Here is a 23,380-nt window from a genome sequence, read left to right as displayed (position 1 = left end):
CCCGCCGTGACGCCGCGGCCGTGCGGCGGGCCGCTCGGGCCGAGGCCGAGGCCACGACCGCGGCAGCCCGCGAGCAGGCTCGGGCCGTGCTCGCCGAGGCCAGGGCGGAGGGAGCGGCGGCGGCGGAGGCACGGGCCCGCGCCGAGCGGGCCGGGGCCAGGCGCCGCGCCCGCGAGACGGTCCTGGCGGCGAAAGGGGAGGCGTACGCGGAGTTGCGCCGCCGGGCCCGCGCGGCGGCCCGCGCTCTCGGCGAGGACCCGGAGCTGATCGCGCGCCTCACCGAACTGGCCGGCGCCCGGGCGGGGGTCGGCGCGACGGTGGCCCGGCAGCCCGGCGGTGGGGTGATCGCCGAGGCGGCGGGCCGCCGGGTCGACGCCACGATGGAGACGCTGGCCGATCAGGCGGTGGACGCCCTGGGGGCGGAGGTGGAGATCCTGTGGGCGTCGTGACCCGGGTGAACGGGCCGCTGGTCCAGGTGTCGGGGTTGTCGGAGGCCGCCATGTACGACCTGGTGGATCTGGGGCCGGACCGGATTCCCGGCGAGATCGTCGGTATCCGCCGGGACGGCGCCACCGTCCAGGCGTACGAGTACACCGGCGGCCTCGCGCCCGGACAACCGGCGGCCGCCCTGGGCGTGCCGCTGTCGGCCCGGCTCGGGCCGCACCTGCTCGGCGGCGTCTTCGACGGTCTCCTTCGGCCACTGACCGGCGCCGCCACCTGGCTCGGGCCCAGGTCCGTGAACGTGGCCGGCGATCAGGAGTGGCGGTTCACGCCCCTGGCGGCCGAGGGTGACCATACCGAGCCCGGCACGCCCGTCGGGCGGCTGGACGACGCGGGCGCGTTGCCCTACCTGCTGCTCTCCCCGGGCGGGCAGGTCACGGCCGTACGCGCCGAGGGGCGACTGCCCATCGGCGCGGCGGTGGCGACGGTCGGCGGCGACCAGGTCGGGGTGACCACGTCGTGGCCGGTGCGCCGCCCCCGGCCGTTCGGCGACCGGTTGGGGGAGACCGTCCCGCTGATCACCGGCCAGCGCGTCGTGGACCTGCTGCTGCCCGTGGCCCGCGGGGGAACCGCGGCCGTGCCCGGCGGCTTCGGCACCGGCAAGACCGTGCTGCTCCAGCAGATCGCCAAATGGTGCGACGCCGACGTCGTCGTCTACGTCGGCTGCGGGGAACGCGGGAACGAGATGGCCGACGTGGTCCAGGAACTCTCGGAGCTGACCGACCCCCGCACCGGCGGCCCCCTGGCGCGGCGCACGGTGGTGATCGCCAACACCTCCAACATGCCGATGATGGCCCGGGAGGCGAGCATCTACACCGGGGTCACGGTCGCCGAGCACTTCCGCGACATGGGCTACCACGCGGTCGTCATCGCCGACTCCACCTCCAGGTGGGCCGAGGCCCGCCGCGAGTTCGCCTCACGCAGCGGCGCACTGCCCGCGGAGGAGGGCTACCCGGCGGACCTCGCCTCCGCCCTGGCCGCGTTCTACGAGCGCGCCGGGCTGGTACGCGCCCTCGGCGGAGCCGCCGGCTCGGTCACCATCATCGGCGCGGTCTCCCCACCGGGCGGCGATCTGACCGAACCCGTCACCACCCTCACCCAGCGCTTCGCCCGGTCCCTGTGGAGCCTGGACCGCGACCTCGCCTACGCCCGCCACTACCCCGCGGTGTCGTGGACCGAGTCCTTCGCCCGTGACGGCGACGCGCTGGCCGCCTGGCACGTACGCGACGGACGAGCCGCCTGGGCCACTCAACGGGCACGTACGGCGAGCCTGCTCGCCGAGGCCGACCGGATCGCGGCACTGGCGGAGATCGTCGGCACCGGGGCACTGCCCGCACATGAACGGGTCGTCCTGCTCGGCGGCCGGCTCATCAGGGAGGGGCTCCTGCGGCAGAGCGCCCTCAGCCCCGCCGACGCCTTCAGCGCCCCGGACCGCACCACCGCACTGTCCGGAGCCGTCCTCGATGTGATCGACCACTGCCTCGACCTCGCCGCGGGCGGCACGCCGATCACGGCCATCGAGGAGCACGACTACTCTCCCCTCCTACGGGCCAGGGAGCAGCCTGCCGCGCGCGTCCCCGGACTCCGCGACCAGGTGCTGGCGGCCCTGCGGTGATCGCGCCCGTCCTGGAGTTCGCCGAGGTGACCGAGCTGACCGGGCCGCTGGTCGTGCTGCGGGGGGTCGAGGGGGTCGGCTGGGACGAGTTCGCCCGCGTCCGCCTCGCCTCGGGGGAGCTCAGGCACGGTCTGGTGCTGGACGTGGACGAAGACCTGGCCGTCGTCCAGGTCCTCCAGGGGACCTCCGGCATGACCCGCTCGGGAACGCGGGTGTCGTTCACCGGGAGCCCGCTGCGCATCCCGGTGGGCCCCGGCTGGCTCGGCCGCGTCTGCGACGGCCGCGGCGGGCCCCTCGACGGCGGACCACCCGTCTTCGGTCAGGCCACCGCACCGGTCGGCGGCGTGCCCCTGAACCCGACGATGCGCCGGCCCCCGGCCGAGCCGGTCCTCACCGGGGTCTCGGCCATCGACACGCTCACCACGCTGGTACGCGGCCAGAAGATCGCGCTGTTCTCGTCGGCCGGGTTGCCGCATCTGGAACTCGCGGCCCAGATCGCCGCGCAGGCGCACACGGGAACCGAGCCGTTCAGCGTGGTCTTCGCCGCGATGGGGCTCACCCACGCCGACGCGACGGCCGTACGCGACACCCTGGAGGAGCGGACCGCGGCGGGCGAGTTGACGCTGCTGCTCAACCTGGCCGACGACCCGGTCATCGAACGCCTGCTCACCCCGCGCCTGGCCCTGACCGTCGCCGAGCACCTGGCCTTCGAAGGCGGCCGGCACGTTCTGGTGATCATGGCCGACATGACGGCGTACTGCGAGGCGCTGCGCGAGGTCTCCGCCGCCCGGGGCGAGATCCCGGCCAGACGCGCCTACCCCGGCTACCTCTACAGCGACCTGGCCTCGCTGTACGAGCGCTGCGGACGAGTGCGGGGACGGCCCGGCTCGGTCACCGTCCTGCCCGTCGTCACCATGCCCGCAGGCGACATCACTCACCCCGTGCCCGACCTGACCGGCTACATCACCGAGGGCCAGATCGTGCTCGCCGGGGGAGGCGCCTATCCGCCGATCGATGCCCTGCAGTCGTTGTCCCGCCTGATGCGGAAGGGCGTCGGCGCGGGCCGTACGGTCCCCGAGCACCTGGACGTCGCCGCGCAGCTCCTCGCCGCGCTGGCCCGCGAGCGGCAGGCGCGCGAGCTCGCCGAACTCGTCGGCGAAAGCGCGCTCACCCCCGCCGACCGGCGCTACCTGGCCTTCGCCCGGGCGTTCCGGGAGGACCTCCTGAGGCAGCGCCGCGACGAGCGGCGCGACCTGGACCAGACCTTCACCCGGGCCTGGAGGGTGTTGTCGGCACTGCCCCGCCGCGACCTCTCCCTGCTCGCCCCGGACACCCTGGACGTCCACTATCGGGAGGGCTCGTGAAACCACGCGTGCCGCCCGGGCGCACCGGCCACCTGTGGCTGCGGCACCGGCTGGAGATCGCCCGGCGAGGCCTCGACCTGCTCGACCGCAAGCTGCGGATCCTCCGCCGGGAGCAGGAGCGCCTGGACCGGGAGGCGGCCCGCACGGGCGAGGAATGGCGTGCCGCGTGCGCGGACGCGGAGGCCTGGCTGCTCCGGACCGCCCTGCTCGGCGGGCAGCGGGTGCTTCGCCTGGCCGAGGGCTCGCCCGACGCCGAGTTGGACGCCGAGGTGCTCGTGCGCCGGCGCGACGCCATGGGCGCCCGGTTCCCCGACCAGGTGACATGCCGCTTCCCGGAACCGCCCGAACCCGTCGGCGGAACCGCCGCCCTCGCCCCCACCCGCCGAGCGCACCGCGACGCCCTCCTCGCCGCCGCCCGGCACGCGGCGGCACTGGAGGCGGCCAGAGTCGTGACGGCGGAGGTGACGGCGACGCGCCGTCGAATCCGTTCCCTCCGGCGGAACTGGATCCCCCTGCTGGAAACGGAACTGGCCGCGCTCGCGACCGCGCTGGACGAGACGGAACGCGGCGAGAACGCACGGCTACGCCGGGCGGCCCGCACCGACCACGATCAGCCTGACTGACTCGCCGGCCCGGTTCCGGCAGCCGACTCCGGCCGAGGCCGGCAGGGAACGGGCGGTGGTGAGGGGCGCCTGCCGAAAACGCCCCGTGAGGCACTCCGGCAGCCGGGTGACGGCCCCGGCACCAGCACCGCGACCGTCGGACGGGTGCGCCCCCGCAGGGCACCCGCCTTGGGCGGCGTGCGGCGGGGAGAGCGCCCTCCCCCGCAGGAGGGACGGTGCGGAGGTCATCGAGCTCCTTGGGATGCGGAGATGATCTTTGGCATCGCGCGAGGACATTAACAAAATCCCCGAAATATCGAAATATTGACATTTCGGGGACGAAATTCAGAAGGACCGACAAACCCCGCCTATCAATCGAGCCGCCCGGTGCGCCCGGGGGGAGGCGCTCCCTGGGCCGTCAGGCCTGCACGCGGGCGCGGGCGACGATCGACAGTACGACACCGACCACCGCCAGCGCCGCGTTCGCCCAGATCTCGTAGCCGTCGAGGAACGCCGCGCGTTCGACGACGAGGCGGTTGAAATGGTCGAACAGGCGGAGCGGAATGGTGGGGTCGCCCGCGATGATCTGGTTCAGCACTCCCGTGAGGCCCTCCAGAATCGCGATGACGCCGACCAGGGCCACTAATTTCCGCATTCGATGCTCCTTATGAATCCTCCAGCCGGGTGGCCGCCACCATCACGACGATCCCGAGCACGGCGAGAATGAGGTTCGCGAAGATCTCGTAGCCCTGCAGCGCGTCGATGCGTTCCACGACGAAGCGGTTGAAGGCGTTCAGCACCAGGCCGAAGAAAGGCTGGACGGCGATCTGGTCGATCGTTCCGCTGATGCCCTCCAGGACCATTAAGAATCCCAGCCCCTGTAGCAATTTACGCATGCGTCCAGCCTAGCCCGGAGGCCGTCCGCTCGGATCGCCCATCGGGCTGGAACGGCCCGACGGAAGTCGTGCCGTCAAGGCGGCGTATCGGACGAAAGTTGGCAGGCACGGGCCACCACACCAGCACGCCGGGGTGTATGGCGGGGGCGCTCTCATACTTTGGTCGCGCCGCGCCGCGAGGATGCCGACTTCCGTCGGACGAGCCGATCCCCTCGGCCGATGAATTCGACCGGGTGTGGTCTCTAGCGTGAAATCAAGGCGGCGACCGTGTCCGCCTCATTTCATTATTCGACGAAACGCAGCCAGGAGAACAGGTGAAGAACAGAACAGCTGTGCTCGCCGAGGACACGACCGGGCCGGTCGCCGCTCGCGCGCAGGCCATATCGAAGCGATACGACACCGGTCACGTGTCGGTCACCGCTCTCGACAGCGTTTCGGTGAACATCCAGGCGGGTCAGTTCAGCGGCATCATGGGGCCGTCGGGGTCGGGGAAATCGACTCTCATGCACTGCATGGCGGGGCTCGACACCGTCGATTCCGGGCGGGTTTTTATTGGCGACGATGACATCACCGATATGTCGGACAAGGAACTGACACGCGTACGAAGGGACCGGATCGGCTTCATCTTCCAGTCGTTCAACCTGCTGCCGACGCTGACGGCGCTGGAGAACATCCTGCTGCCGATGCGGCTGGCCGGGCGCATCCCCGACCAGGGCTGGCTCGACACCGTCATCGAGATCACCGGTCTGGGCGAGCGGCTCGACCATCGGCCCAACCAGCTCTCCGGCGGGCAGCAGCAGCGGGTGGCGTGCGCGCGGGCGCTGGCGGCCAAGCCGCAGGTGATCTTCGCGGACGAGCCCACCGGCAACCTCGACTCACGGTCCGGGGCCGAGGTGCTGACGTTCCTGCGTGACTCGGTGCGGCAGACCGGCCAGAGCATCGTCATGGTGACCCACGACCCGACGGCGGCGGCGTACACCGACCATGTGATCTTCCTGGCCGACGGCCGGGTCGTCGACCGGATGGACGACCCGACGGCCGGCCGGGTGCTGGAGCGGATGGCGGAGTTCGAGCCGGCGGCCAAGCGCTCGGAGGGACGGGCCTGATGCTCGCGAAACTCGCCCTCCGGAACCTCATGGCGAACCGGATCAGGCTCGCGCTCTCGGTGCTCGCCGTCGCGCTCGGCGTGTCGTTCGTCGCCGGGACGATGATCTTCCGCGACACCGCCACCCGGAGCCTCGACCCCATCTTCTCGGCCCGCACCGAGAACTCGACCGTCATCGTGCGGGCCGGTCAGGCCGTCACCGGAGAGGGCGCCCCGGACGTGACCGTCCCGGAGTCCCTCCTGGCCGATCTGCGCACCAAGGTCGCCGGCGCGCAGGAGTTCAAGGGCTACTTCGACGGATACGCGGTGGTCGTCCGCGCCGACGGCCGGATCGTCGGCGAGGATCGGACCGGGCACATCGGCGCGGCCTACCTCCAGCGGCCGGGCACCGACGGCCTGAAGTTGTTGTCGGGCCGGGAGCCGTCGGGGCCCGACGACGTCGTGGTCGAGGAGCGCACCGCCGCCGAGGGGAACCTCAAGGTCGGCGACTCCGTCGAGATCGTGACGAAGCGAACGACCAAGCGCATGCGGGTGAGCGGGGTGTTCCGGCCGCTCAACGACCAGCTCGGGCGGGCCGCCACCTACGTGGCCTTCGCCCCGGAGACCGCGCAGGCGCTGCTCACCGGACCGGGCGCCTACTCGGCCGTCTTCGTGCGGCCCCGCGCGGAGGTCTCGCAGCAGCAGTTGCTCCAGCAGATCTCGGCCGTGTTGCCCAGCGGGTACGAGGCCAAGACGGGGGCCGACGAGACCCAGGAGGTCAAGAGCCAGCTCGACTCCGTCTTCTCGCTGATCAGCCGCTTCCTGCTGGCGTTCGCCGGGGTGGCGGTGTTCGTCGGCTCCTTCATGATCTTCAACACGTTCACGATCCTGGTCGTGCAGCGGATCCGTGAGCTCGCGCTGCTGCGGGCGGTCGGCGCCGCGCGGGCGCAGGTGACGCGCATGGTCCTGGGCGAGGCGCTCGGCATCGGGTTCGTCGGCTCGACGCTCGGCGTGCTGGCCGGGGTGGGCCTGTCGTACGTGCTCAGGCTGGGGTTCGAGCAGTTCGCCGGCGGGGCGCAGGTGCCGCTGCGCACCCCGGTGATCACCCCGGCGACGGTGGCGTGGTCGTACGCGGTGGGCATGGTCGTCACCGTGCTGGCCGCCTACCTGCCGACCCGCCGGGCGGCGAAGATCCCGCCGGTGGCGGCGCTGCGGCAGGACGTCACGCTCACCCGCCGGTCGACGAGGTTCCGCCTGGTCGCGGGCACGGTCGTCGCGCTGCTCGGCGTGCTCTCGATGGGCGGCGGCGTGGCGTCCGGCGAGCCGGACGCGGCGATCCTGGTCGTGGGCGGCGGCCTGCTGGTGCTGATCGCGCTGACCATGCTGAGCCCGTTCCTGAGCCGGCCGGTCATCGCGGTGCTCGGCTGGCCCCTCGCCCGGCTCGGCGGCACCGTTGGCGAGCTGAGCAAGGAGAACGCCCGCCGCGACCCCCGCCGCACCTCCGCCACGGCGACGGCGATGATGATCGGGCTCACCCTCGTGACCGTCTCGACCGTGGTGGCCGGGTCGCTGAGCGCCTCCGCCGACCGCAGGGTCGACGGGCAGTTCGCGGCCGACCTGTCCCTGGAGGCGCGAGGCCTGACCGGTTTCGGCCAGGAGACCGTCGACGCGGTGGCGGCGGTGCCCGGCGTGAGCTCGGTGACGCCGGTGCGCACCGGCGCGATGAAGATCGCGGGTGAGCAGGCGTCCGTCCTGGTCGCCGACGCGGCGGCGCTGGCCCGGCCGGCCAGTCTGACCCTTGAGTCCGGCGCCCTCCCCGGTCCGGGCGACCTGCTCGTGCAGTCGTCGCTCGCCGCCGAACGGGGGTGGAAGGCCGGTCAGAGCGTCGAGGCGCAGTACCCGGACCGCTCCACCGCCCGGCTGAAGATCGCGGGTGTGTACGCGGACAACGAGGTGGCCGGGTTGCCGATCATCGTCGGCACCGCCGCCTACCAGGCCCACGCCGAGGCGAGCCTGATCCAGCGGGCGTTCGTCGACCTCGACGACGCCGCCGCCGACCAGGCGCGGCAGGCGGTGCTCACGGCGCTGCGGGCCCACCCGACCGTGACGGCCAAGGACCGCGAGACGCTGCGGGCGGACGCCCGCCAGGAGATCGACCAGGTGCTCAACCTGATCGTGGTGCTGCTGGTGTTGTCGATCCTCATCGCCGCGCTGGGCATCGTGAACACGCTGAGCCTGTCGGTGATGGAGCGCTCGCGCGAGATCGGGCTGCTGCGGGCCGTCGGCATGGGCCGGGGCCAGGTGCGCGGGATGATCGGCTACGAGTCGGTCGTCGTGTCGTTGTTCGGCGCGGTGCTCGGGCTGCTTCTCGGGGTGGCCATCGGGTGGGCGTTGCAGCGGGTGATGGCCGGCGACGGCATGGAGGTGCTCGACCTGCCGTACGACCGGCTCGGGCTCTATCTGCTGAGCGCGGTGCTGATCGGCATCGCGGCGGCCGTCTGGCCGGCGCGGCGCGCGGCCGGGATGAACGTCCTGCGCGCCATCCACGAGCAGTGAGAAAGGCTCCGGTCGCGGCCGTGCGCCGCGGCCGGAGCCTTCGCGTGTCCGCTAGGCGCCCGCGCTCTCCAGCTCGGGCACGACGGCGTCGCCGCTGGTGATCTCCCGGGCGTAGGTCTCCAGGGCCAGCACCATCCAGTTGGCCAGGTCGCAGTTCTGTTCGCGCGCCGCGCGTTCCCAGCGCTCCAGTTGCTCCTGACTCGGATTGAGCTGGACCTTGACGCTCGTCTCCGAGGCGTCGTCCGGCACCTGGCCGTTCTTCAGCATCGCGGCCTGCCGGATCTCCTTGCGCAGGCGGTTCCTGGACCACGCCTGTTCCTCGGCCCGCTGGAGCCACGCGTCCTGGTCGGCGGGGGTCAGCGCGGCCACCTCGGCGTGGTGGGCGAAGCTCAGTTTGTCCCGGCGGCGGGACAACCCGAACCTGCGTGCCACCCAGGCGTAGTTGCGCAGCGTCTGGTAGTCGAGGGAGGTGCGTTCGATGGCGGCCCGGTAGCGGTCTCCGTACTGCTTCTCTCCGTAGACCAGCCAGTCACCCAGCCACCATGCCGAGGAATCGGCGATGAGGGAGAGTTGCCGGCCGATGCCTTCCCAGTTGGAAAGCGGGATATGTGTCGGAAACTGGAGACCCGTCCGCCGCGGAATCACCGCGCGGTCGAGACCCAGACCATGTGCGGGGCCGCCCGCCGCCTGCGGAATCCGCCTGTCGCGGCCGGGGACGGGTTTCTTTCTTGGCAGTGGGATTTCACTCATCGATGCCCTTTCATCAAGGGTACGAGCCAGGGCAGCTCGAATGATGGGAGGTCGGCGCCGATCACCGAAGAGGGTGGCCGGGTCAACGCCGCGGTCAGGTACCAAGAACGTGGGACGCATACATTCGGAACGTCATTCCCGAACGTTTCGAAGCGGCTCGGATCGTCGGCCCGTTAGCCCGACCGGTGGAGCGACTCCTATGATGGGTTGTTTGTACAACATTCGATGGCCCCCAGAGACATTTGTCGCCGTCGAGACCAGAGTGACTCTATAATTTCTAGAACTATGAGTAAAGGCTTCCGGGATGTACCCCCACATCCGCCCGCCCGCCCCCCGGGCGGCGACCGCCTCTGAGATCCCATGCAGCTGAGCATCGATCCCACGAGCGGGATCCCCCTGTTCGACCAGATCGCCGACGGGCTGCGACGCGCTCTGACCGAGGGAACGTTGCAAGTCGGCGAGCACCTGCCCCCCGCCAAGGACCTGGCCGCCGCCCTGCGGGTCAACCTGCACACCGTGCTGCGGGCGTATGCCCAACTGCGCGACGAAGGGCTCGCGGAGGTCCGCCGCGGACGGGGGACGGTGATCATCTCGGCGGGCACGCCCGGCATGGACCGCCGTCTCAACCACGCCGTCGTGCGGCTCGTCGCCGAGGCCCGGCGTCTGGGCCTCTCGGAGGATGCTCTCGCAACACTAGTGTCACGCGCCTTTCGACAGAACAGCGACTGTGACAGCATTTCTGACTGAACGTTTTAACGTGAGACATCATTTCATCGAGGGATGAAAACACTGGGGAGAAGCAGAAAGTAATCCGGGGGTCGCTGTGCGCATTCGCGTCGCACTCAAGCGAATATTCACGCGTTTCATTCTGGTGGTGGCCGTCCTGCCCGCCGCCATGCTCGTCCTGGTCGTCTGGGCCTTATGGGCGCTGGACGACCGGCTGCCCGACGTCGTCGCCGTGCACTTCCTCGACGGCCGTCCAGAGCACGCCGCGCCGCTCTGGCCGATGATCGGCGAGGTCACCGTCACCACCATCGAGATCGGCTCCACCCTCGCCCTGCTGGCCTACCTGCGGCCGCCCGGCTCGATCGGGCAGCGTCTCCTGGCCGGCGGCGTGACGGCGCTGACGGCGATGGTCATGTGCGGTGTGGTGGTGTGCCCGCTGGCGGCCAACCTCGACGTGACCGACTGGCGCCTGGCCAGGCCGATGTCCGGCGGGGAGTACATCACGGTCGCCGTCGGGGCGGCGGCCTTCGCGCTGGGGGCCGTCGCGGTCTACCCGCTGCTGCGGGACTCCGGGCCGCCCGCCGAGTTGTCGCCCGACCCGATCCCCTCCCAGATCGGCGCCTACCGGGGCCGTACGGCCTGGATCGGGCAGTCGCGCAATCCCGAGTTCGTGCGCAAGACGCTCGCGACCACCGGGGTGCTGGCCCTGCTGGCCCTGGTCAGCACGTACTGGCTGGTGCTGCCCGCGCTCGCGTCACTGGCGACGCTGAACCTGTGGGGCGGGATCCTGCTGACCTTCGACGGCAGGAGGTTGTCGATCCGCGGCCGCGTCTGCCCGTGGGCGATCTGGCGCATCCCCCTCCGGCAGATCGAGACCGCCGAGGTGATCGAGGTCGACCCCTCCGACTGGGGCGGCTGGGGATGGCGCGTCCGCAGCCTCAAACGGCACGCGGTGATCATTCGCAAGGGGCCGGCGCTGCTGGTGGCGCTGCGCGGTGGCGGCGAGCTCATCGTGACCGTGGACGACGCCGCCACCGGCGCGGAGGAGATCCGGAAGGCCCTGAGGGGGAACACCCGGCCCCGCCTGCCCCGGCGCTCGCTGTCCGCGTACAGGCGCGTCGGCGCTCAGGACAGCGGCCGCCCTCCCGTGTAACGGACCAGGTAGACGGTCATGGCGGTGGTGACGATCGCGAGAAGCACCAGGATCGTGAACCCGAGCTGGTTGATCAGCCCGAACTGCAGGCCGATCGCGGCGATGACGAGCTCGGTGACCCCCCGGCAGTTCATCAGGACGCCGAGCTGGAGCGACTCGCGCCGGGGCAGCCCGGCCAGCAGCGCCGCGCCGCCCGCGCCGACGACCTTGGAGGCCTGGGCCACGACGAGGATGCCCAGGGCCGCCACCCAGTACCACGGGTGCGCGCCGATGAGCCCGACCGACGTCTTCAGCCCGACGCCCGCGAAGAACAGCGGAAGCAGGATCATCAGCGTGAACCCCTGAAGCTGCTCCCCCACCCGCCGGACGGCCTCCGAGCCGCGCGGCACGGCCACGCCGAAGAGGAAGGCGCCGATCAGGGGATGCAGGTTGATCATCTGGGTCAGCGCGGAGAATCCGGTCGCGCCGACCACCAGCACGATCGTCAGCACCCGCGCCGAATCGGTCCGCGCGGCCAGCGCGGCCAGCGCGGGCCGGACGCACAACACCGTGACGAGCAGGAGCGCCACCGCCAGCCCGGCGGTCTCGGGCACCTGGCCGAGACCTCCGGCGCTGCCGGCCGCCAGGATCAGCGTGAGCACCAGCCAGGCCGCGCCGTCGCCGATGGCCGCCGACGAGAGGGCCAGCACACCCACGCGGGTCTGCTCGATCCCGAGATCCACGAGGATGCGCGCCAGCACCGGGAGCGCCGTCACGGCCACGGCCAGGCCGAAGAACAGGTAGAACGCCCACTCCTCCCCCCGTGTCCCGGCCAGCATCGGGCCCGCCACCATCGCGATGCCCATGCCGCACAGGAACGGCAGGCCCATGCCTCCGACGACCGTGGCCCCGATGACGCGGGGCAGCTTGAGCCGGTCGGTGCGCAGTTCGCAGCCGAGCAGGAACATGAAGACCACCAGCCCGAGCTGCGCGGCCTTGTCGAGGGCGGCCAGCACGTCGGCGGGGAACAACCAGCCGACCGCCTGCGGCCACAGGGCGCCGAGGACGGACGGGCCGAGCAGCAGCCCGCCGAGGATCTCCCCGAGCACGGGCGGCTGCCCGATCTTGCGCACCAGCTCGCCGCAGACGTGACAGGCCAGCAGGATCACGGCCACGGCGAGCAGGAACTTGGTGACGGCGTCGGCGCCGCCGAGGCCGGGGACCCACAGCGCCACGGCGGCGCCGAGGATCAGCAGGCCGGCGCCCGCGCCGAGCGCGGCCCGCCAGCCGTTGCCGAGCCCGGTCCCCTGGACGCTCGTCATGCCCGGCTCACCGGCACCGTCGGCCGCTCCGCCGCCGCGAACCTCCCCATGCCGTACAGCAGGGGGTTCCCCTCGCCGCTCTCGATGTTGACCACCCGGCCGAAGACGACCACGTGGTCGCCGACGGGCACCGCGTGGCTGACCCGGCACTCGGCCACGGCCAGCGCGTCCTCGACCAGCCAGGGCAGGCCGGTCAGCGCCGTGCGCTTCCAGGTGACCCGGTCGAACCGGTCCTTCTCGGCGGAGGCGAACAACTCGGCGGTGCCCTGGGCGGCCTCGCCGAGCAGGTTCACCGTGAACGCCCCGCTGTCGCGCACCGCGCCGAGGGTGCCGCTGCGCACGTCCAGGCAGACCAGCAGCGTCGGCGGGTCGAGGCTGACGCTGCTCAGCGAGTTGCAGGTGAGGCCGTGCAGGCCGCCCGACTCGTCCACCGAGGCGACGACCGTCACCCCGGTGACGAACGAGCGCATGAAGCCGCGGAACTCCCCCGGCGTGGCCGGGCCGCCGGGCTCAGTCATTGATCTTCGCCAGATATTCGTGACAACTGGGCAAGGCCGCGACCAGCTCGTCGGCCTCGGCCTTGATCCGGGCGAACTCGGCCCGCGCGTTCGCGGGGTCCATGTGCGCCAGTGCGGGGGCCGGCGTGCGCGGGATCCGGCCGAGGCCGAGGTTCATGGCGTTCCACGAATAGCTCTCGAAGCCGTGGTAGCGCGGGTAGATGGTCTCCTCGTCCAGCAGGCGGGAGTCCGCGAGGTCGAGCCTGGCGCGCAGGCCCTCGGGCATGGCCCGGAGCTTGGCCTCCTTCCAGTACGGCGTGTCGTCGCGCCGGGCCGACTTGTAGTGCAGGACCAGGAACTCCTTGACCCCTTCGACGGCGTGCGCGACGCGGTCGTTGTAGGCGGCGATCGACACCGGATCCCAGCGCTCGTCGGGGAAGTAGCGGACGAGCTGCTCGATGCCGTGCTGGATGAAGAAGATGCCGGTCGACTCCAGCGGCTCGACGAACGCGCTGGACAGGCCGATGGCCACGCAGTTGTTGACCCACGAGTCGCGGTTGCGGCCGATGCGCATGCGGATGTGGTTGGCCTCCAGGTCGTCCCGCCCGGGGGCGACGGCCTGGCGCAGCTCGCGCTCGGCCTCCTCCGGGCTGATGAACCTGTCGGAGTAGACGTAGCCGTTGCCGTTGCGGCGGAACAGCGGGATCGTCCACATCCAGCCGGCGTTCATCGCCCGCGCCGTCGTGTACGGGTTCATGTCCGTCGCCTCGTCGCGCGGCACCCGCAGGGCGACGGCCCGGTTGTTGGGCAGCACGTCCTCGAACGACTCGAAGGCCGTGCCGAGGGTCTGGTTGATCAGCAGGCCGCGGAAGCCGGTGCAGTCGACGAACAGGTCACCGGCGACGTCGCCGTGCCCGGCGGTGCGGACGTGGGTGATCCAGCCGCGTTCGTCCTGCGCGACGTGCTTGACGTCGTCGACGATGTGGCGCACGCCGTTCTTGGTCGCGATGCCGGCCAGGTATTCGGCGACCTTGTCGGCGTCGAAGTGGTAGGCGTAGGGGAACTGGGCCCGCTGCTCGTCCAGGGTGCTGCGGCCGAGGGAGCCGTCCAGCCCGGAGCTGAACAACGAGCCGTCCAGCAGCCGGGGCGAGCGCTTGGCCTCGCACAACGCGGTGGTGATGAAGCAGGAGCGGTCGAACGACTCGCTCCGGTCGCCCAGCGCCAGCCACCAGTCGGCGACGGAGAAGCCGTCGACCACGCGCAGCCGCTCGAAGGGGTGGTAGAAGTGCTCGCCGTCCCCGGCCCAGTTCTCGAAGCGGATGCCGAGCTTGTAGCCGCCCGCGCACTTGGGCAACCAGTCGGCCTCGTCGAGGCCGAGGTAGTCGAAGAAGTGGCGCACGGTGCTGAACGTGGCCTCGCCCACGCCGATGCGCCTGACTTGTGGCGACTCCACCAGCGTCACGTCGAGCCGGTCGTCGAAGGCCGCCTTCAGGTAGCTGGCCGTCATCCACCCGGCCGTGCCGCCACCCACGATCACCACAGATCGAATCACGATGAAACTCCTCAGGCCAGTTCGAAGACGACGGAATCCGCGGGCACGTGGACGGGACGCGCGTTGAGGCACGTCCACCCACTCTCCTCGAACACGCTCTCCCATTCGGAGAGGGTCGGGAGGTAGACGCCCATCAGGTCGTGAGCCGTCTCGAACGCCAGAGTGAAAACGGGCTTCTCCCGGTCGGGGATACCGGTGGTCCGGGCGGTGTCGCCCAGCAGGAAGCGGCGGACGTTGGGGAACGCCTCGCGCAGCCGGCGCAGCGAGGCCACGCACTGCTCCCGGGGCCAGAAGTCGTGGCCCATCATGAAGCAGGTCAGCACCTCGACCTTCTCCAGGCGCTGGTCGGCGTCCATCTCCCGGACGTCGGCCTCGATGAACTCGAACCGCCCGCCGAACCCGTCGGCGGCCACGTTCGCCGCGGCGTCGCGGAGGGCGGCCGGGGCGATGTCGATCCCGACGCCGGTGACGTCGGGATAGCGGGCGGCGATCTGGGCCAGCCGGCCCCCGCCGCCGCAGCCCAGGTCGGCGACGGTGCGGAAGGAGAAGTCGATGGCCTCCATCGCCTCCCAGAACGCCGGGTCGAACGCCTGGCGGTTGATGTCCTTGCAGGCGTAGCTGATGGCCACCGCGTCACGGCGGTAGAAGGCGCCCGCCCGGTTCTCGTTGCGGACGATGCGCGGCATGTTCCCGAACAGTTCGGCGCAGCCGATCGTCAGCCAGTGGAAGAACGCCTTGTCCCGGTAGACGTCGGGCAGGGCGGGGCCGGCGTGCGCGGTGTCCTCGCCGTCCCGGACCACGACGCCGGCCGAGGCGAGGGCGGCGAACATGCCGCGCGCCGACGGCAGGTGCAGGTCGTGCCGGGCGCAGAAGGCGGGCACGTCGACCACGCCCCGCTCGTGCAGCTCGTCGAGCGCGCCCACTTCCCAGGCGGTGGCGATGGCGAAACCGGCGACGGTGGAGTTGAAGATCTCAGCGGATGTGGTGGCTTGCGGGTTCATCGAGCCCTCCTCAGGGATTCACACCGTCCGCACGCTGGGCACATACAAGATCCACTGGCCTCCGGAGTCGGTGAACGCCTGTTCCTTGGCCATGATCTCGGCGGCGTGGTTCCACGCGAACAGCAGCGCGTAGTCGGGGTAGGAGCGGGAGAACTCCTCCGGCGGCACGACCGGGATGTGGGTGCCGGGGGTGAGCCGTCCCTGCTTGGCGGGGGTGGTGTCGCAGACGAACTCGACCAGGTCGGGGCCGATGCCGCAGAGGTTGGTGACGGTGGCGCTCTTGGCCGTGGCGCCGTAGGCCACGACCCGCTTGCCCTCCGCGCGCAGGCGGCGCAGCAGGGCCGTCAGGTCGTCGCGGATGCTCAGCACGTTCTCTCCGAAGCGGCGCAGCGTGTCGAGCTCGCCGAGCCGCCGGGCGTCCTCCTCGGCCAGGAGTTCGGCCACCGCGGGCGAGGGTGGGCGGGCGCCGGCGTGCGCCAGCGTGTAACGCACCTCGCCGCCGTGCACCGGCAGCCGCTCGACGTCCACCAGTTCGAGGCCGTGCCCGGCGGCCATGGCCTGGACCGAGCGGACGGTGAAGAAGAAGAAGTGCTCGTCGTAGATCTGGTCGAAGGAGGTCTGCTCGACGATGTCCGACAGGTAGGGGTCCTCGAAGACGAACACCCCGGTCGGCGCCAGCAGGGCCGACACGCCCGACAGGACCGACCCGATGTAGGGGATGTGGCAGAGCGTGTTGGCCGCGTAGATGACGTCGGCGGGCCCGTCGGCGGCGAGGATCTCCCTGGCCGTCGACTCCTCGAAGAACGACTTGCGGACCCGGATGCCCTTCGCGGCGGCCAGGTCGGCCACTCCCCCGGACGGCTCGACGCCCAGGTGGCGCACGCCCGCCTCCGCCAGGGCCTTGATCATGACGCCGTCGTTGCAGCCCACCTCCACGACGAACGGGTCGTCGCCGGCGAGCTCGGTGGTCAGCAGCCGCTTGGCCAGCTCTTCGAAGTGGCCGCGCATGTAGGCCGATCCCGACGAGTGGTACGGGTACTCCTGGTGGAACATCCGCTCCCGCGGCACCTCCTCCATGAGCTGCACCATCGTGCACGACTCGCACAGGCCGGTGGCGAGGCGGTAGAAGAACTCCTCCCCCAGGTCCGCGCCGGGCGGAAGAAATGCGTCCGACAACGGCTGACGACCGAAATCGAAAAACTCACGGACCGTCCCGCCGCACACACGGCATAACGATTGGTTCGACATACGAGCTCCTGATCGACCGGGTCCCAGAATCTCTCCGACGCATTTCAGCGCGCCCTCTGGATTTGTGCAAACAATTCTCTCCGCAGTGTCCCGCCAGCGGGACGGATGGCCGTCTCACCAGTACTACGGCTAGCTTTTGGCCCGATTAATTGGATATCAATGAAGCGGGTACGGCGCCAGTGAATGCGGAGGAGAGCGATGATTACTGCCGGGCTCAAGCTGACCAAGGGCGGCGGAGTGGCTCTGCTCGGTGACGGCAAGCTCGAGTTCAATATCGAGATCCAGAAGCTGGATAACAACCCGCGGCACAGCGGCGTTCCGGATCTGGAAATCGTGCCGAGATTGCTCGCCGCGCAGGGATACGAGATCGGCGACGTCGACGAATGGGTGGTGGACGGCTGGGCGGGAACGACCCCCGGGCGGGTGCTCGGCGTGAGCGTGGCGCCCTATCTGGAGACCGCGGCGTCGCCCGACCCGGGCGCGCCCGGCCTGCGCGGCAGCATGTCCCTCGGCGGGACGGACGTCGTGTACACGAGCTATCCGCACCTGACCAGTCACATCGCCGCCGCCTACTGCACCAGCCCCTTCGCCGCCGAGGGCGCCCCGGCGACCGTCCTCGTCTGGGACGGCGACTCCTTCCCCCGCCTCTACCACGTGGGCGCCGACGGCCGGATCGAACCGGGCGGAGCCCTGTTCCCGCTGGTCGGCGACTTCTACGCGCTGGCCGCGGAGTTCTTCGGGCCGGCCCGCCGGGACGGCGGCGACGGCGCCCCCGACCCGCTGTCGGCGGGGAACCTGATGGCCTATCTCGCGCTGGGCGCGGCCAAGGACGAGATCCTGGCCGTGGTGCGGGAGGTGGTCGAGACCCACTTCACCGGCGGTTCCGAGGGGGCGCGCGGCTACCGCCGGTCGGTCGTGGGTTGCGGCGGCTCGGCCGAGCCCTCGTACCGGTTCGCCCGCGCCGCCCTCCTGGACCTGCGCGAGCGGGCCGACCGCATGGGGGCGGCCGACGCCGACGTGCTGGCCGGCCTGCACGCCTTCATCGAGCAACTCCTGGTGGAGCGGCTGGTCACCCGGGTGCGTGAGTGGAAGGGCGACGGGCCGGTCGACCTGTGCTTCACCGGCGGCTGCGCGCTGAACATCAAGTGGAACTCGGCCCTGCGGGCCGACCCGGCGATCCGGGAGATGTGGGTGCCGCCGTTCCCCGACGACTCGGGGTCGTCCATCGGGGCGGCGGCGGCGCACCTGGGCCGCGAGACCGGGCTGCGGCCGATCGAGTGGAGCCTGCGGCTCGGCCCCGCGCTGACCCGGCAGCCCCACCCGCCGGAGGACTGGTCGCTCTCGCCCTGCCGGCCGGAGGAGCTGGCCCGGCTCCTGCACCTGACGGGCCGGCCCGCGGTCGTGCTCAGCGGGCGCGGCAAGCTCGGGCCGCGCGCGCTGGGATCGCGCAGCGTGCTGGCCCCCGCGGTGCACGGCGGCACCCGGCGGCTGCTCAACGAGCTGAAGCAACGCGACGAGCACCGCCCGGTCACGCCGATCTGCCTGGCGTCGCGGGCCGCCGACATCTTCGACCCCGGCACGCCCGATCCATACATGTTGTACGAGCACCGCATCCGCCCCGAGTGGGTGGACCGCATCCCCGCGATCCAGCACCTCGACGGCACCGCGCGCCTCCAGACGGTCACCGCCGACGACGATCCGGTGCTGGCGACCATCCTGCGCGAGTACGCCACGTGGAGCGGGATCCCGGTGTTGTGCAGCACGAGCGCCGGCCCGAGCGGCGGCGGTTTCTTCCCCGACGTCGCCTCCGCCATGCGCTGGGGCCGGGTCGACGTCATCTGGAGCGACGGGGTCCTGTACCAGAGGAGGTCCAAGTGAACCGGGAACAGCGCGTCATGGTGATCTCGACGCAGAAGAGCGGCACCCACCTGATGCAGGAGCTAATGCTGGAGCTCGGCTTCAAGATGGTCGGCGTGCCCCGGCCGGGACCGCACACGGTGCCCCGGTTCGACGAGGAGCAGAGCCTGGCCATCGGGGCGCAGGTGTTGTCCAAGGTGGACTACGACGAGTTCGCCGGGCTGCGCGGCACCGGCGCGTTCGAGGAGCGGGCGCGCGAGGCGTGGGCGGCCATGGTCTGGCACTGGCAGCGCCAGCTCGGCCAGCGGGTCGTCAACCGGTACGGCCGGACCCGGTACGAGTACGCCGAGCACATCGCCACCAACCCGCACCTGTCCTACAGCCGCTTCGCCGACACCCCGCCCGGACTGTGCTGGATCTTCCACGAGCTGGACATCGAGCGGGTGGACGGCACCTTCCTCAGCGAATGGGTGGAGACCGGCTGCCCGCCGATCATCTTCAACTACCGCGACCCGCGCGACGCCGTCGTCTCGATGATCAACTTCCTGGAGGGGCGCACCAAGGAGGGCTACGGCAACTTCTTCGAGGCCGACATCTTCAGCGCGATCCTGCACAGCAAGCCGACCTGGGAGGAGAAGATCGACTACGCGCTGCGGGACCGGGCGTTCCTGGCCCGCGACCAGTTCGAGAAGGCGTTGTGGCTGCTCAACCACCCCAACGTGTGCAAGGTCCGCTACGAGGACCTGGTCGGGCCGCAGGGCGGCGGCTCGCGGGAGCGGCAACTCGACGCGGTGAACCGGGTGCTGCGCCACATCGGCTCGGGCCGCGACGCCGAGGAGGTCGCCGGCCGGGTCTACAACCCGGACGCGTGGAGTTTCTACAAGGGGCGCAGCGGCGGCTGGCGGGAGCGCTTCACCGAGCGGAACGTGGCCCGCTTCACCGAGCAGTTCGGCGACCTCATCGAACAGTACGGCTACGAGTAGGAGCCTCTAGGCTTCGATGCGATGGAGACACCCGGAGTGACGCGCACGCCCCGCCGCACCCTGCGCGACTGGCTGGTCGACACCCTCCTGTTCCTGTTCGCCGCCGTGCTGGGGATCGTGACGGCGGCCGAACGGCTCGGGATGCCCGACCCGGTGACACCCGTGTTGTTCGGGCTCGACCAGCTCGTCGGGGTGCTGGGCTGCGGCGCCCTGTGGCTGCGCCGGCGCTGGCCGGTCGAGCTGGCCCTGGTCCTGGTCGTGTTGTCGGCCTTCTCCGAGCTGGTCGGCGGCGCCATGCTGGTGGCGCTGTTCACGGTGGCGGCGCACCGGCCGGTGCGCACCACCATGACGATCTTCGGGCTCAGCATCTTCACCGCGCTCGTGTTCGCGCTGGTCCGGCAGGGCCCCGGCGAGACCCGCGAGACCCTGTTCCTGCTGGCGGTCGCCCTCCAGACGGCGGCCACCGGCTGGGGCATGCTCGTCCACCATCGCCGGCGGCTGCTGGAGACGCTGAAGGAGACCGCCGTCCGGGCCGAGGCCGAGGCGCAGCAGCGGGTGCGCGAGGCGATCGCCAGGGAGATCCACGACGTGCTCGGCCACCGGCTGTCCCTGCTCAGCGTGCACGCCGGCGCGCTGGAGTTCAATCCGGACGCCTCCCCCGACGACGTCTCCCGGGCGGCCACGGTGATCCGGCAGAGCGCCCACCAGGCGCTCCAGGATCTGCGCGAGGTCATCGGCGTGCTGCGCGCGCCCGTGGAGGAGCTCTCGCGGGCCTCGCTCGACCGGATCAGGGAACTCGTCGCCGAGTCGCGGCGGGCCGGCATGACGGTCCACCTGACCATGGACCTCGACGGCGGCGCCGTCCCCGGCCGGGCCGGGCACACCGGTTACCGGATCGTCCAGGAAGGGCTGACGAACGCCCGCAAGCACGCGCCCGGCGCGGAGGTCTCGGTCCGGGTGTCGGGCACCGAGGGCGAGTGGCTGGCCATCGAGGTCCGCAACTCCGTCGCCGCGCCCTCCTCCCCCGGCGGCACGCCGGGTCAGGGTCTGGCCGGGCTGGCCGAGCGGGTCCAGCCCGTGGGCGGCCGGCTGAAGTACGGCCCCGACGGCGACGACGCCTGGTTGTTGTCGGCATGGCTACCCTGGCCTCCATGACCGCCTCCGAGCCGAAGGTCGGCGTGCTCATCGCCGACGACGACCCCCTGGTCCGCATGGGACTGGCGCTGATGTTCCGGGGGGCGCCCGACCTCACCGTCGTCGCCGAGGCCGGAGACGGGCGGGAGGCGCTGGAGCTGACCACCCGGCACCGCCCCGACGTCGTGCTCATGGACATCAGGATGCCGGTCATGGACGGCCTGACCGCGACCGAGGCGATCCGGTCCCGGCCCGGCGCGCCCGAGGTCATCGTCATGACCACGTTCGACGCCGACGACCACGTCCTGCGCGCGCTGCGCGCCGGGGCGGCCGGCTTCCTGCTCAAGGACACGCCGCCCGCCGAGATCGTCGCCGCGGTGCGCCAGGTCAGGATGGGCAACCCGGTGCTCTCCCCCGCCGTGACACGCCGGCTGCTCGCCCGGGTCACCGACTCGCGCGTGGACGAGCGCCGCACCCGCGCCAAGGAGCGGCTGTCGGTGCTGGTCGGCCGAGAACGGGAGGTCGCCGTCGCGGTCGGGCGCGGCCTGTCCAACGCCGAGATCGGGGCCGAGCTCCACATCAGCCTGGCCACGGTCAAGACGCACGTGTCCGCCGTCCTGACCAAGTGCGGCCTGAACAACCGGGTCCAGATCGCGCTGCTGGTCCACGAGGCCGGCCTCCTCGACGACTGACCCGCCGGCGACTCCTCAGCGGGCCCGCTTGGGCTTCCACCAGGAGGGGTTGTCCTCGTACCAGCGGACGGTCTCGGCCAGGCCCGTGCCGAACGAGGTCAGCGGCCGGTAGCCGAGCGCGCGCAGCTTGGCGTCGTCGAGGGAGTAGCGGCGGTCGTGGCCCTTGCGGTCGGGCACCCGCTCGACCATCTCCCAGCCGGCGCCCACCGCCGTCAGCAGCCGTTCGGTCAGCTCCAGGTTCGTCAGCTCGGCGGTGCCGGCGACGTTGTAGACCTCGCCGGGCACGCCGTGCTCGGCGACGAGCCGGATGGCCCGGCAGTGGTCGTCGACGTGGATCCAGTCGCGGACGTTGCCGCCGTCGCCGTACAGGGGCACCTTCGCGCCCTCCAGGAGGTTGGTGACGAACAGCGGGATGACCTTCTCGGGGAACTGGCGGGGGCCGTAGTTGTTGCCGCAGCGGGTGATCGAGACCGGCAGGCCGTGCGTGATCGCGTACGCCGCCGCGATCATGTCGCTGCCCGCCTTGGACGCCGCGTAGGGCGAGCGGGGGGCCAGGGGCGATTCCTCCGTCCACGAGCCGGTGTCGATGGTGCCGTACACCTCGTCGGTCGAGACGTGCACGACGCGCGGCACGCCGGCCTCCAGGCAGGCGCGCATCAGCGCCTCGGTGCCCAGCACGTTGGTCCGGACGAACTCCGCCGACCCCCGGATCGAGCGGTCCACGTGTGACTCGGCCGCGAAGTGCACGACCAGGTCGTGGCCGGGCACGACCTCGGCCAGCAGGCCGGCGTCGCAGACGTCGCCCTCGACGAAGTCGTGCGGGACCCCCTGCAGGTTGGCGGGGTCGGCCGCATAGGTGAGGCGGTCGAGGACGGTGACGCTCGCGCCCCGCGTGGTGCGGACGAAGTGGGAGCCGATGAAACCGGCGCCGCCGGTGACGAGGATTCTCATGAGGAAAGGCACCATTCCAGGACGGCCGTCGCGCTGTGGAGTTTGTGCCGGGCCTGGTCGAAGGCGATGCTCGCCGGGCCGTCGAGCACCCCGGCGGTCACCTCCTCGCCGCGGTGCGCCGGGAGGTCGTGCATGAAGAGGGCCCGCGGATAGCGGTCCATGACCGCGCCGTCCACCTGGAACGGCGCGAAGGCGTCGCGCCAGTGCGGGTCGGGTTTGCTGGTGCCCGTGGTCTGCCAGCGGGTGGTGTAGACGACGTCCACCTCCTCGGGCAGCCGGTCCATGTCGTGGCGTTCGGCGACCCGCCCGCCGGACCGCGCGGCCAGGTCCTCGGCCTCCCGCAGCACCTCGGGGGCCAGGCCGTAACCGGCCGGGGTGTGGAACGACAACTCCACGCCCTGGAAGCGGGGCAGCGACAGGGCCAGGGCGGCGGCGGTGTTGTTGCCCTCGCCGACGTACAGCACGCGCAGGTCCTTGACCCGGCCGAACCGGGACGACAACGTCGTGAGGTCGGCCAGCGCCTGGGTGGGGTGTTCGTCGGCGCTCATCGCGTTGACGACGGCCGGGCAGTGGGCGGCGAACGCCCGCATCTCGGCGGGCGGCCCGGCGGTGCGGATCACCAGGCCGTCCAGCATCCCGCCGAGCACCTTCGCGGTGTCCTCGATCGACTCGCCGGTGTTGGCCTGGAGGTCGTTCGGGCCGTAGGCGATCACCTGGGCGCCGAGCCGCAGCGCGCCGGCGGTGAAGGAGGTGCGGGTCCTCGTGGACGTCTTGGTGAACAACACGCCCACCACTCGTCCGGCCAGGACGGGCCGGACGGCGGACGGGTCGGCGGCGATGCGGACGCCGCGCTCGACGATCTGCTCGATGTCGGCGTCGGTCAGGTCGCGCAGCGAGATGACGTGACGGGGGGACAT

Annotated in this window: 22 protein-coding genes; 12 read left to right on the top strand and 10 right to left on the bottom strand. The window is 71.4% G+C overall.

Annotated features, from left to right (window positions below; genetic code table 11):
• From AW273_RS37000 to AW273_RS36020, 4 genes are all read left to right on the top strand, one after another.
• A partial coding sequence (locus AW273_RS37000) for a hypothetical protein (RefSeq protein ID WP_198168022.1) occupies nt 1-449 on the top strand: 449 nt, incomplete at its 5' end.
• Nucleotides 437-2,116 (top strand): V-type ATP synthase subunit A, encoded by a 1,680-nt coding sequence (locus AW273_RS06220; protein WP_062346083.1) that lies wholly within the window; start codon nt 437-439, stop codon nt 2,114-2,116. The genes AW273_RS37000 and AW273_RS06220, both read left to right, overlap by 13 nt.
• The gene (locus AW273_RS06215) at nt 2,113-3,480 is read left to right on the top strand and encodes a V-type ATP synthase subunit B (protein ID WP_062346081.1); all 1,368 of its coding nucleotides are present in this window, start codon (nt 2,113-2,115) and stop codon (nt 3,478-3,480) included. The genes AW273_RS06220 and AW273_RS06215 overlap by 4 nt, the downstream gene beginning before the upstream one ends.
• Nucleotides 3,477-4,103: a V-type ATP synthase subunit D gene (locus tag AW273_RS36020; protein ID WP_198168021.1), complete on the top strand. Its 627-nt coding sequence runs from the start codon at nt 3,477-3,479 to the stop codon at nt 4,101-4,103. Before AW273_RS06215 ends, AW273_RS36020 begins: the two co-directional genes overlap by 4 nt.
• A gap of 397 nt (nt 4,104-4,500) precedes the next feature.
• Here the strand turns inward: AW273_RS36020 and AW273_RS06205 are convergent, their stop codons facing one another.
• Together AW273_RS06205 and AW273_RS06200 are read right to left on the bottom strand one after the other, a co-directional pair.
• Nucleotides 4,501-4,737, bottom strand: a complete 237-nt coding sequence (locus AW273_RS06205; RefSeq protein WP_063909849.1) for a hypothetical protein — start codon at nt 4,735-4,737, stop codon at nt 4,501-4,503.
• Nucleotides 4,738-4,747: 10 nt separating this feature from the next.
• On the bottom strand, nt 4,748-4,978 hold the full coding sequence (locus AW273_RS06200) for a hypothetical protein (RefSeq protein WP_062333207.1): 231 nt from the start codon (nt 4,976-4,978) through the stop codon (nt 4,748-4,750).
• Between the two features lie 314 nt (nt 4,979-5,292).
• On the opposite strand from AW273_RS06200, the gene AW273_RS06195 reads away from it, so the two are divergent.
• Both AW273_RS06195 and AW273_RS06190 read left to right on the top strand, forming a co-directional pair.
• Nucleotides 5,293-6,084 carry an ABC transporter ATP-binding protein gene (locus AW273_RS06195; RefSeq protein ID WP_083949535.1) on the top strand — a complete coding sequence of 264 codons (792 nt, stop codon included), beginning with the start codon at nt 5,293-5,295 and terminating at the stop codon, nt 6,082-6,084.
• Nucleotides 6,084-8,618 carry an ABC transporter permease gene (locus AW273_RS06190; protein ID WP_062346074.1) on the top strand — a complete coding sequence of 845 codons (2,535 nt, stop codon included), beginning with the start codon at nt 6,084-6,086 and terminating at the stop codon, nt 8,616-8,618. The genes AW273_RS06195 and AW273_RS06190 overlap by 1 nt, the downstream gene beginning before the upstream one ends.
• A gap of 51 nt (nt 8,619-8,669) precedes the next feature.
• Here the strand turns inward: AW273_RS06190 and AW273_RS06185 are convergent, their stop codons facing one another.
• Nucleotides 8,670-9,368, bottom strand: coding sequence for an LmbU family transcriptional regulator (locus AW273_RS06185; protein WP_198168020.1), 699 nt, complete (start codon nt 9,366-9,368; stop codon nt 8,670-8,672).
• Between the two features lie 360 nt (nt 9,369-9,728).
• Between AW273_RS06185 and AW273_RS06180 the strand changes: the two genes are divergently transcribed.
• A complete protein-coding gene (locus AW273_RS06180) occupies nt 9,729-10,115 on the top strand; it encodes a GntR family transcriptional regulator (RefSeq protein WP_062346073.1) in 387 nt (128 codons plus the stop codon).
• A gap of 127 nt (nt 10,116-10,242) precedes the next feature.
• Nucleotides 10,243-11,247 (top strand): hypothetical protein, encoded by a 1,005-nt coding sequence (locus AW273_RS06175; protein WP_157555587.1) that lies wholly within the window; start codon nt 10,243-10,245, stop codon nt 11,245-11,247.
• Here the strand turns inward: AW273_RS06175 and AW273_RS06170 are convergent.
• From AW273_RS06170 to AW273_RS06150, 5 genes are read right to left on the bottom strand one after another with little or no spacing between them, the layout of a single operon-like run.
• Nucleotides 11,220-12,548, bottom strand: coding sequence for a cation:proton antiporter (locus AW273_RS06170; protein ID WP_062346071.1), 1,329 nt, complete (start codon nt 12,546-12,548; stop codon nt 11,220-11,222). The two genes, AW273_RS06175 and AW273_RS06170, sit on opposite strands and share 28 nt — an antisense overlap.
• Nucleotides 12,545-13,066, bottom strand: coding sequence for a flavin reductase family protein (locus AW273_RS06165; protein ID WP_062346070.1), 522 nt, complete (start codon nt 13,064-13,066; stop codon nt 12,545-12,547). The genes AW273_RS06170 and AW273_RS06165 overlap by 4 nt, the downstream gene beginning before the upstream one ends.
• A complete protein-coding gene (locus AW273_RS06160) occupies nt 13,059-14,597 on the bottom strand; it encodes a tryptophan halogenase family protein (RefSeq protein ID WP_062346069.1) in 1,539 nt (512 codons plus the stop codon). The genes AW273_RS06165 and AW273_RS06160 overlap by 8 nt, the downstream gene beginning before the upstream one ends.
• An 11-nt stretch (nt 14,598-14,608) precedes the next feature.
• Complete coding sequence (locus AW273_RS06155) at nt 14,609-15,598, bottom strand: methyltransferase domain-containing protein (RefSeq protein WP_062346067.1); 990 nt, start codon at nt 15,596-15,598, stop codon at nt 14,609-14,611.
• Between the two features lie 18 nt (nt 15,599-15,616).
• The gene (locus tag AW273_RS06150) at nt 15,617-16,846 is read right to left on the bottom strand and encodes a class I SAM-dependent methyltransferase (RefSeq protein ID WP_062346065.1); all 1,230 of its coding nucleotides are present in this window, start codon (nt 16,844-16,846) and stop codon (nt 15,617-15,619) included.
• Between the two features lie 198 nt (nt 16,847-17,044).
• On the opposite strand from AW273_RS06150, the gene AW273_RS06145 reads away from it, so the two are divergent.
• The 4 genes from AW273_RS06145 to AW273_RS06130 are packed head-to-tail and all read left to right on the top strand — an operon-like array spanning nt 17,045 to nt 21,512.
• Nucleotides 17,045-18,724, top strand: a complete 1,680-nt coding sequence (locus AW273_RS06145; RefSeq protein WP_062346063.1) for a carbamoyltransferase N-terminal domain-containing protein — start codon at nt 17,045-17,047, stop codon at nt 18,722-18,724.
• On the top strand, nt 18,721-19,686 hold the full coding sequence (locus tag AW273_RS06140; protein ID WP_062346061.1) for a sulfotransferase family protein: 966 nt from the start codon (nt 18,721-18,723) through the stop codon (nt 19,684-19,686). Before AW273_RS06145 ends, AW273_RS06140 begins: the two co-directional genes overlap by 4 nt.
• A 21-nt stretch (nt 19,687-19,707) precedes the next feature.
• Nucleotides 19,708-20,841 carry a sensor histidine kinase gene (locus tag AW273_RS06135; RefSeq protein ID WP_062346059.1) on the top strand — a complete coding sequence of 378 codons (1,134 nt, stop codon included), beginning with the start codon at nt 19,708-19,710 and terminating at the stop codon, nt 20,839-20,841.
• On the top strand, nt 20,838-21,512 hold the full coding sequence (locus AW273_RS06130) for a response regulator (protein ID WP_062346056.1): 675 nt from the start codon (nt 20,838-20,840) through the stop codon (nt 21,510-21,512). The genes AW273_RS06135 and AW273_RS06130 overlap by 4 nt, the downstream gene beginning before the upstream one ends.
• A 15-nt stretch (nt 21,513-21,527) precedes the next feature.
• On the opposite strand, the gene rfbB is transcribed toward AW273_RS06130, so the two are convergent.
• Nucleotides 21,528-22,463: a dTDP-glucose 4,6-dehydratase gene (rfbB, locus tag AW273_RS06125; RefSeq protein WP_062346054.1), complete on the bottom strand. Its 936-nt coding sequence runs from the start codon at nt 22,461-22,463 to the stop codon at nt 21,528-21,530.
• On the bottom strand, nt 22,460-23,380 hold the full coding sequence (locus AW273_RS06120) for an ornithine carbamoyltransferase (protein WP_062346053.1): 921 nt from the start codon (nt 23,378-23,380) through the stop codon (nt 22,460-22,462). The genes rfbB and AW273_RS06120 overlap by 4 nt, the downstream gene beginning before the upstream one ends.

The organism is Herbidospora yilanensis, from assembly GCF_001570565.1.
Lineage (GTDB): Bacteria > Actinomycetota > Actinomycetes > Streptosporangiales > Streptosporangiaceae > Herbidospora > Herbidospora yilanensis.
Note: the sequence above shows the minus strand (reverse complement) of the source record. Positions and strands in the feature narration are given on the sequence as shown.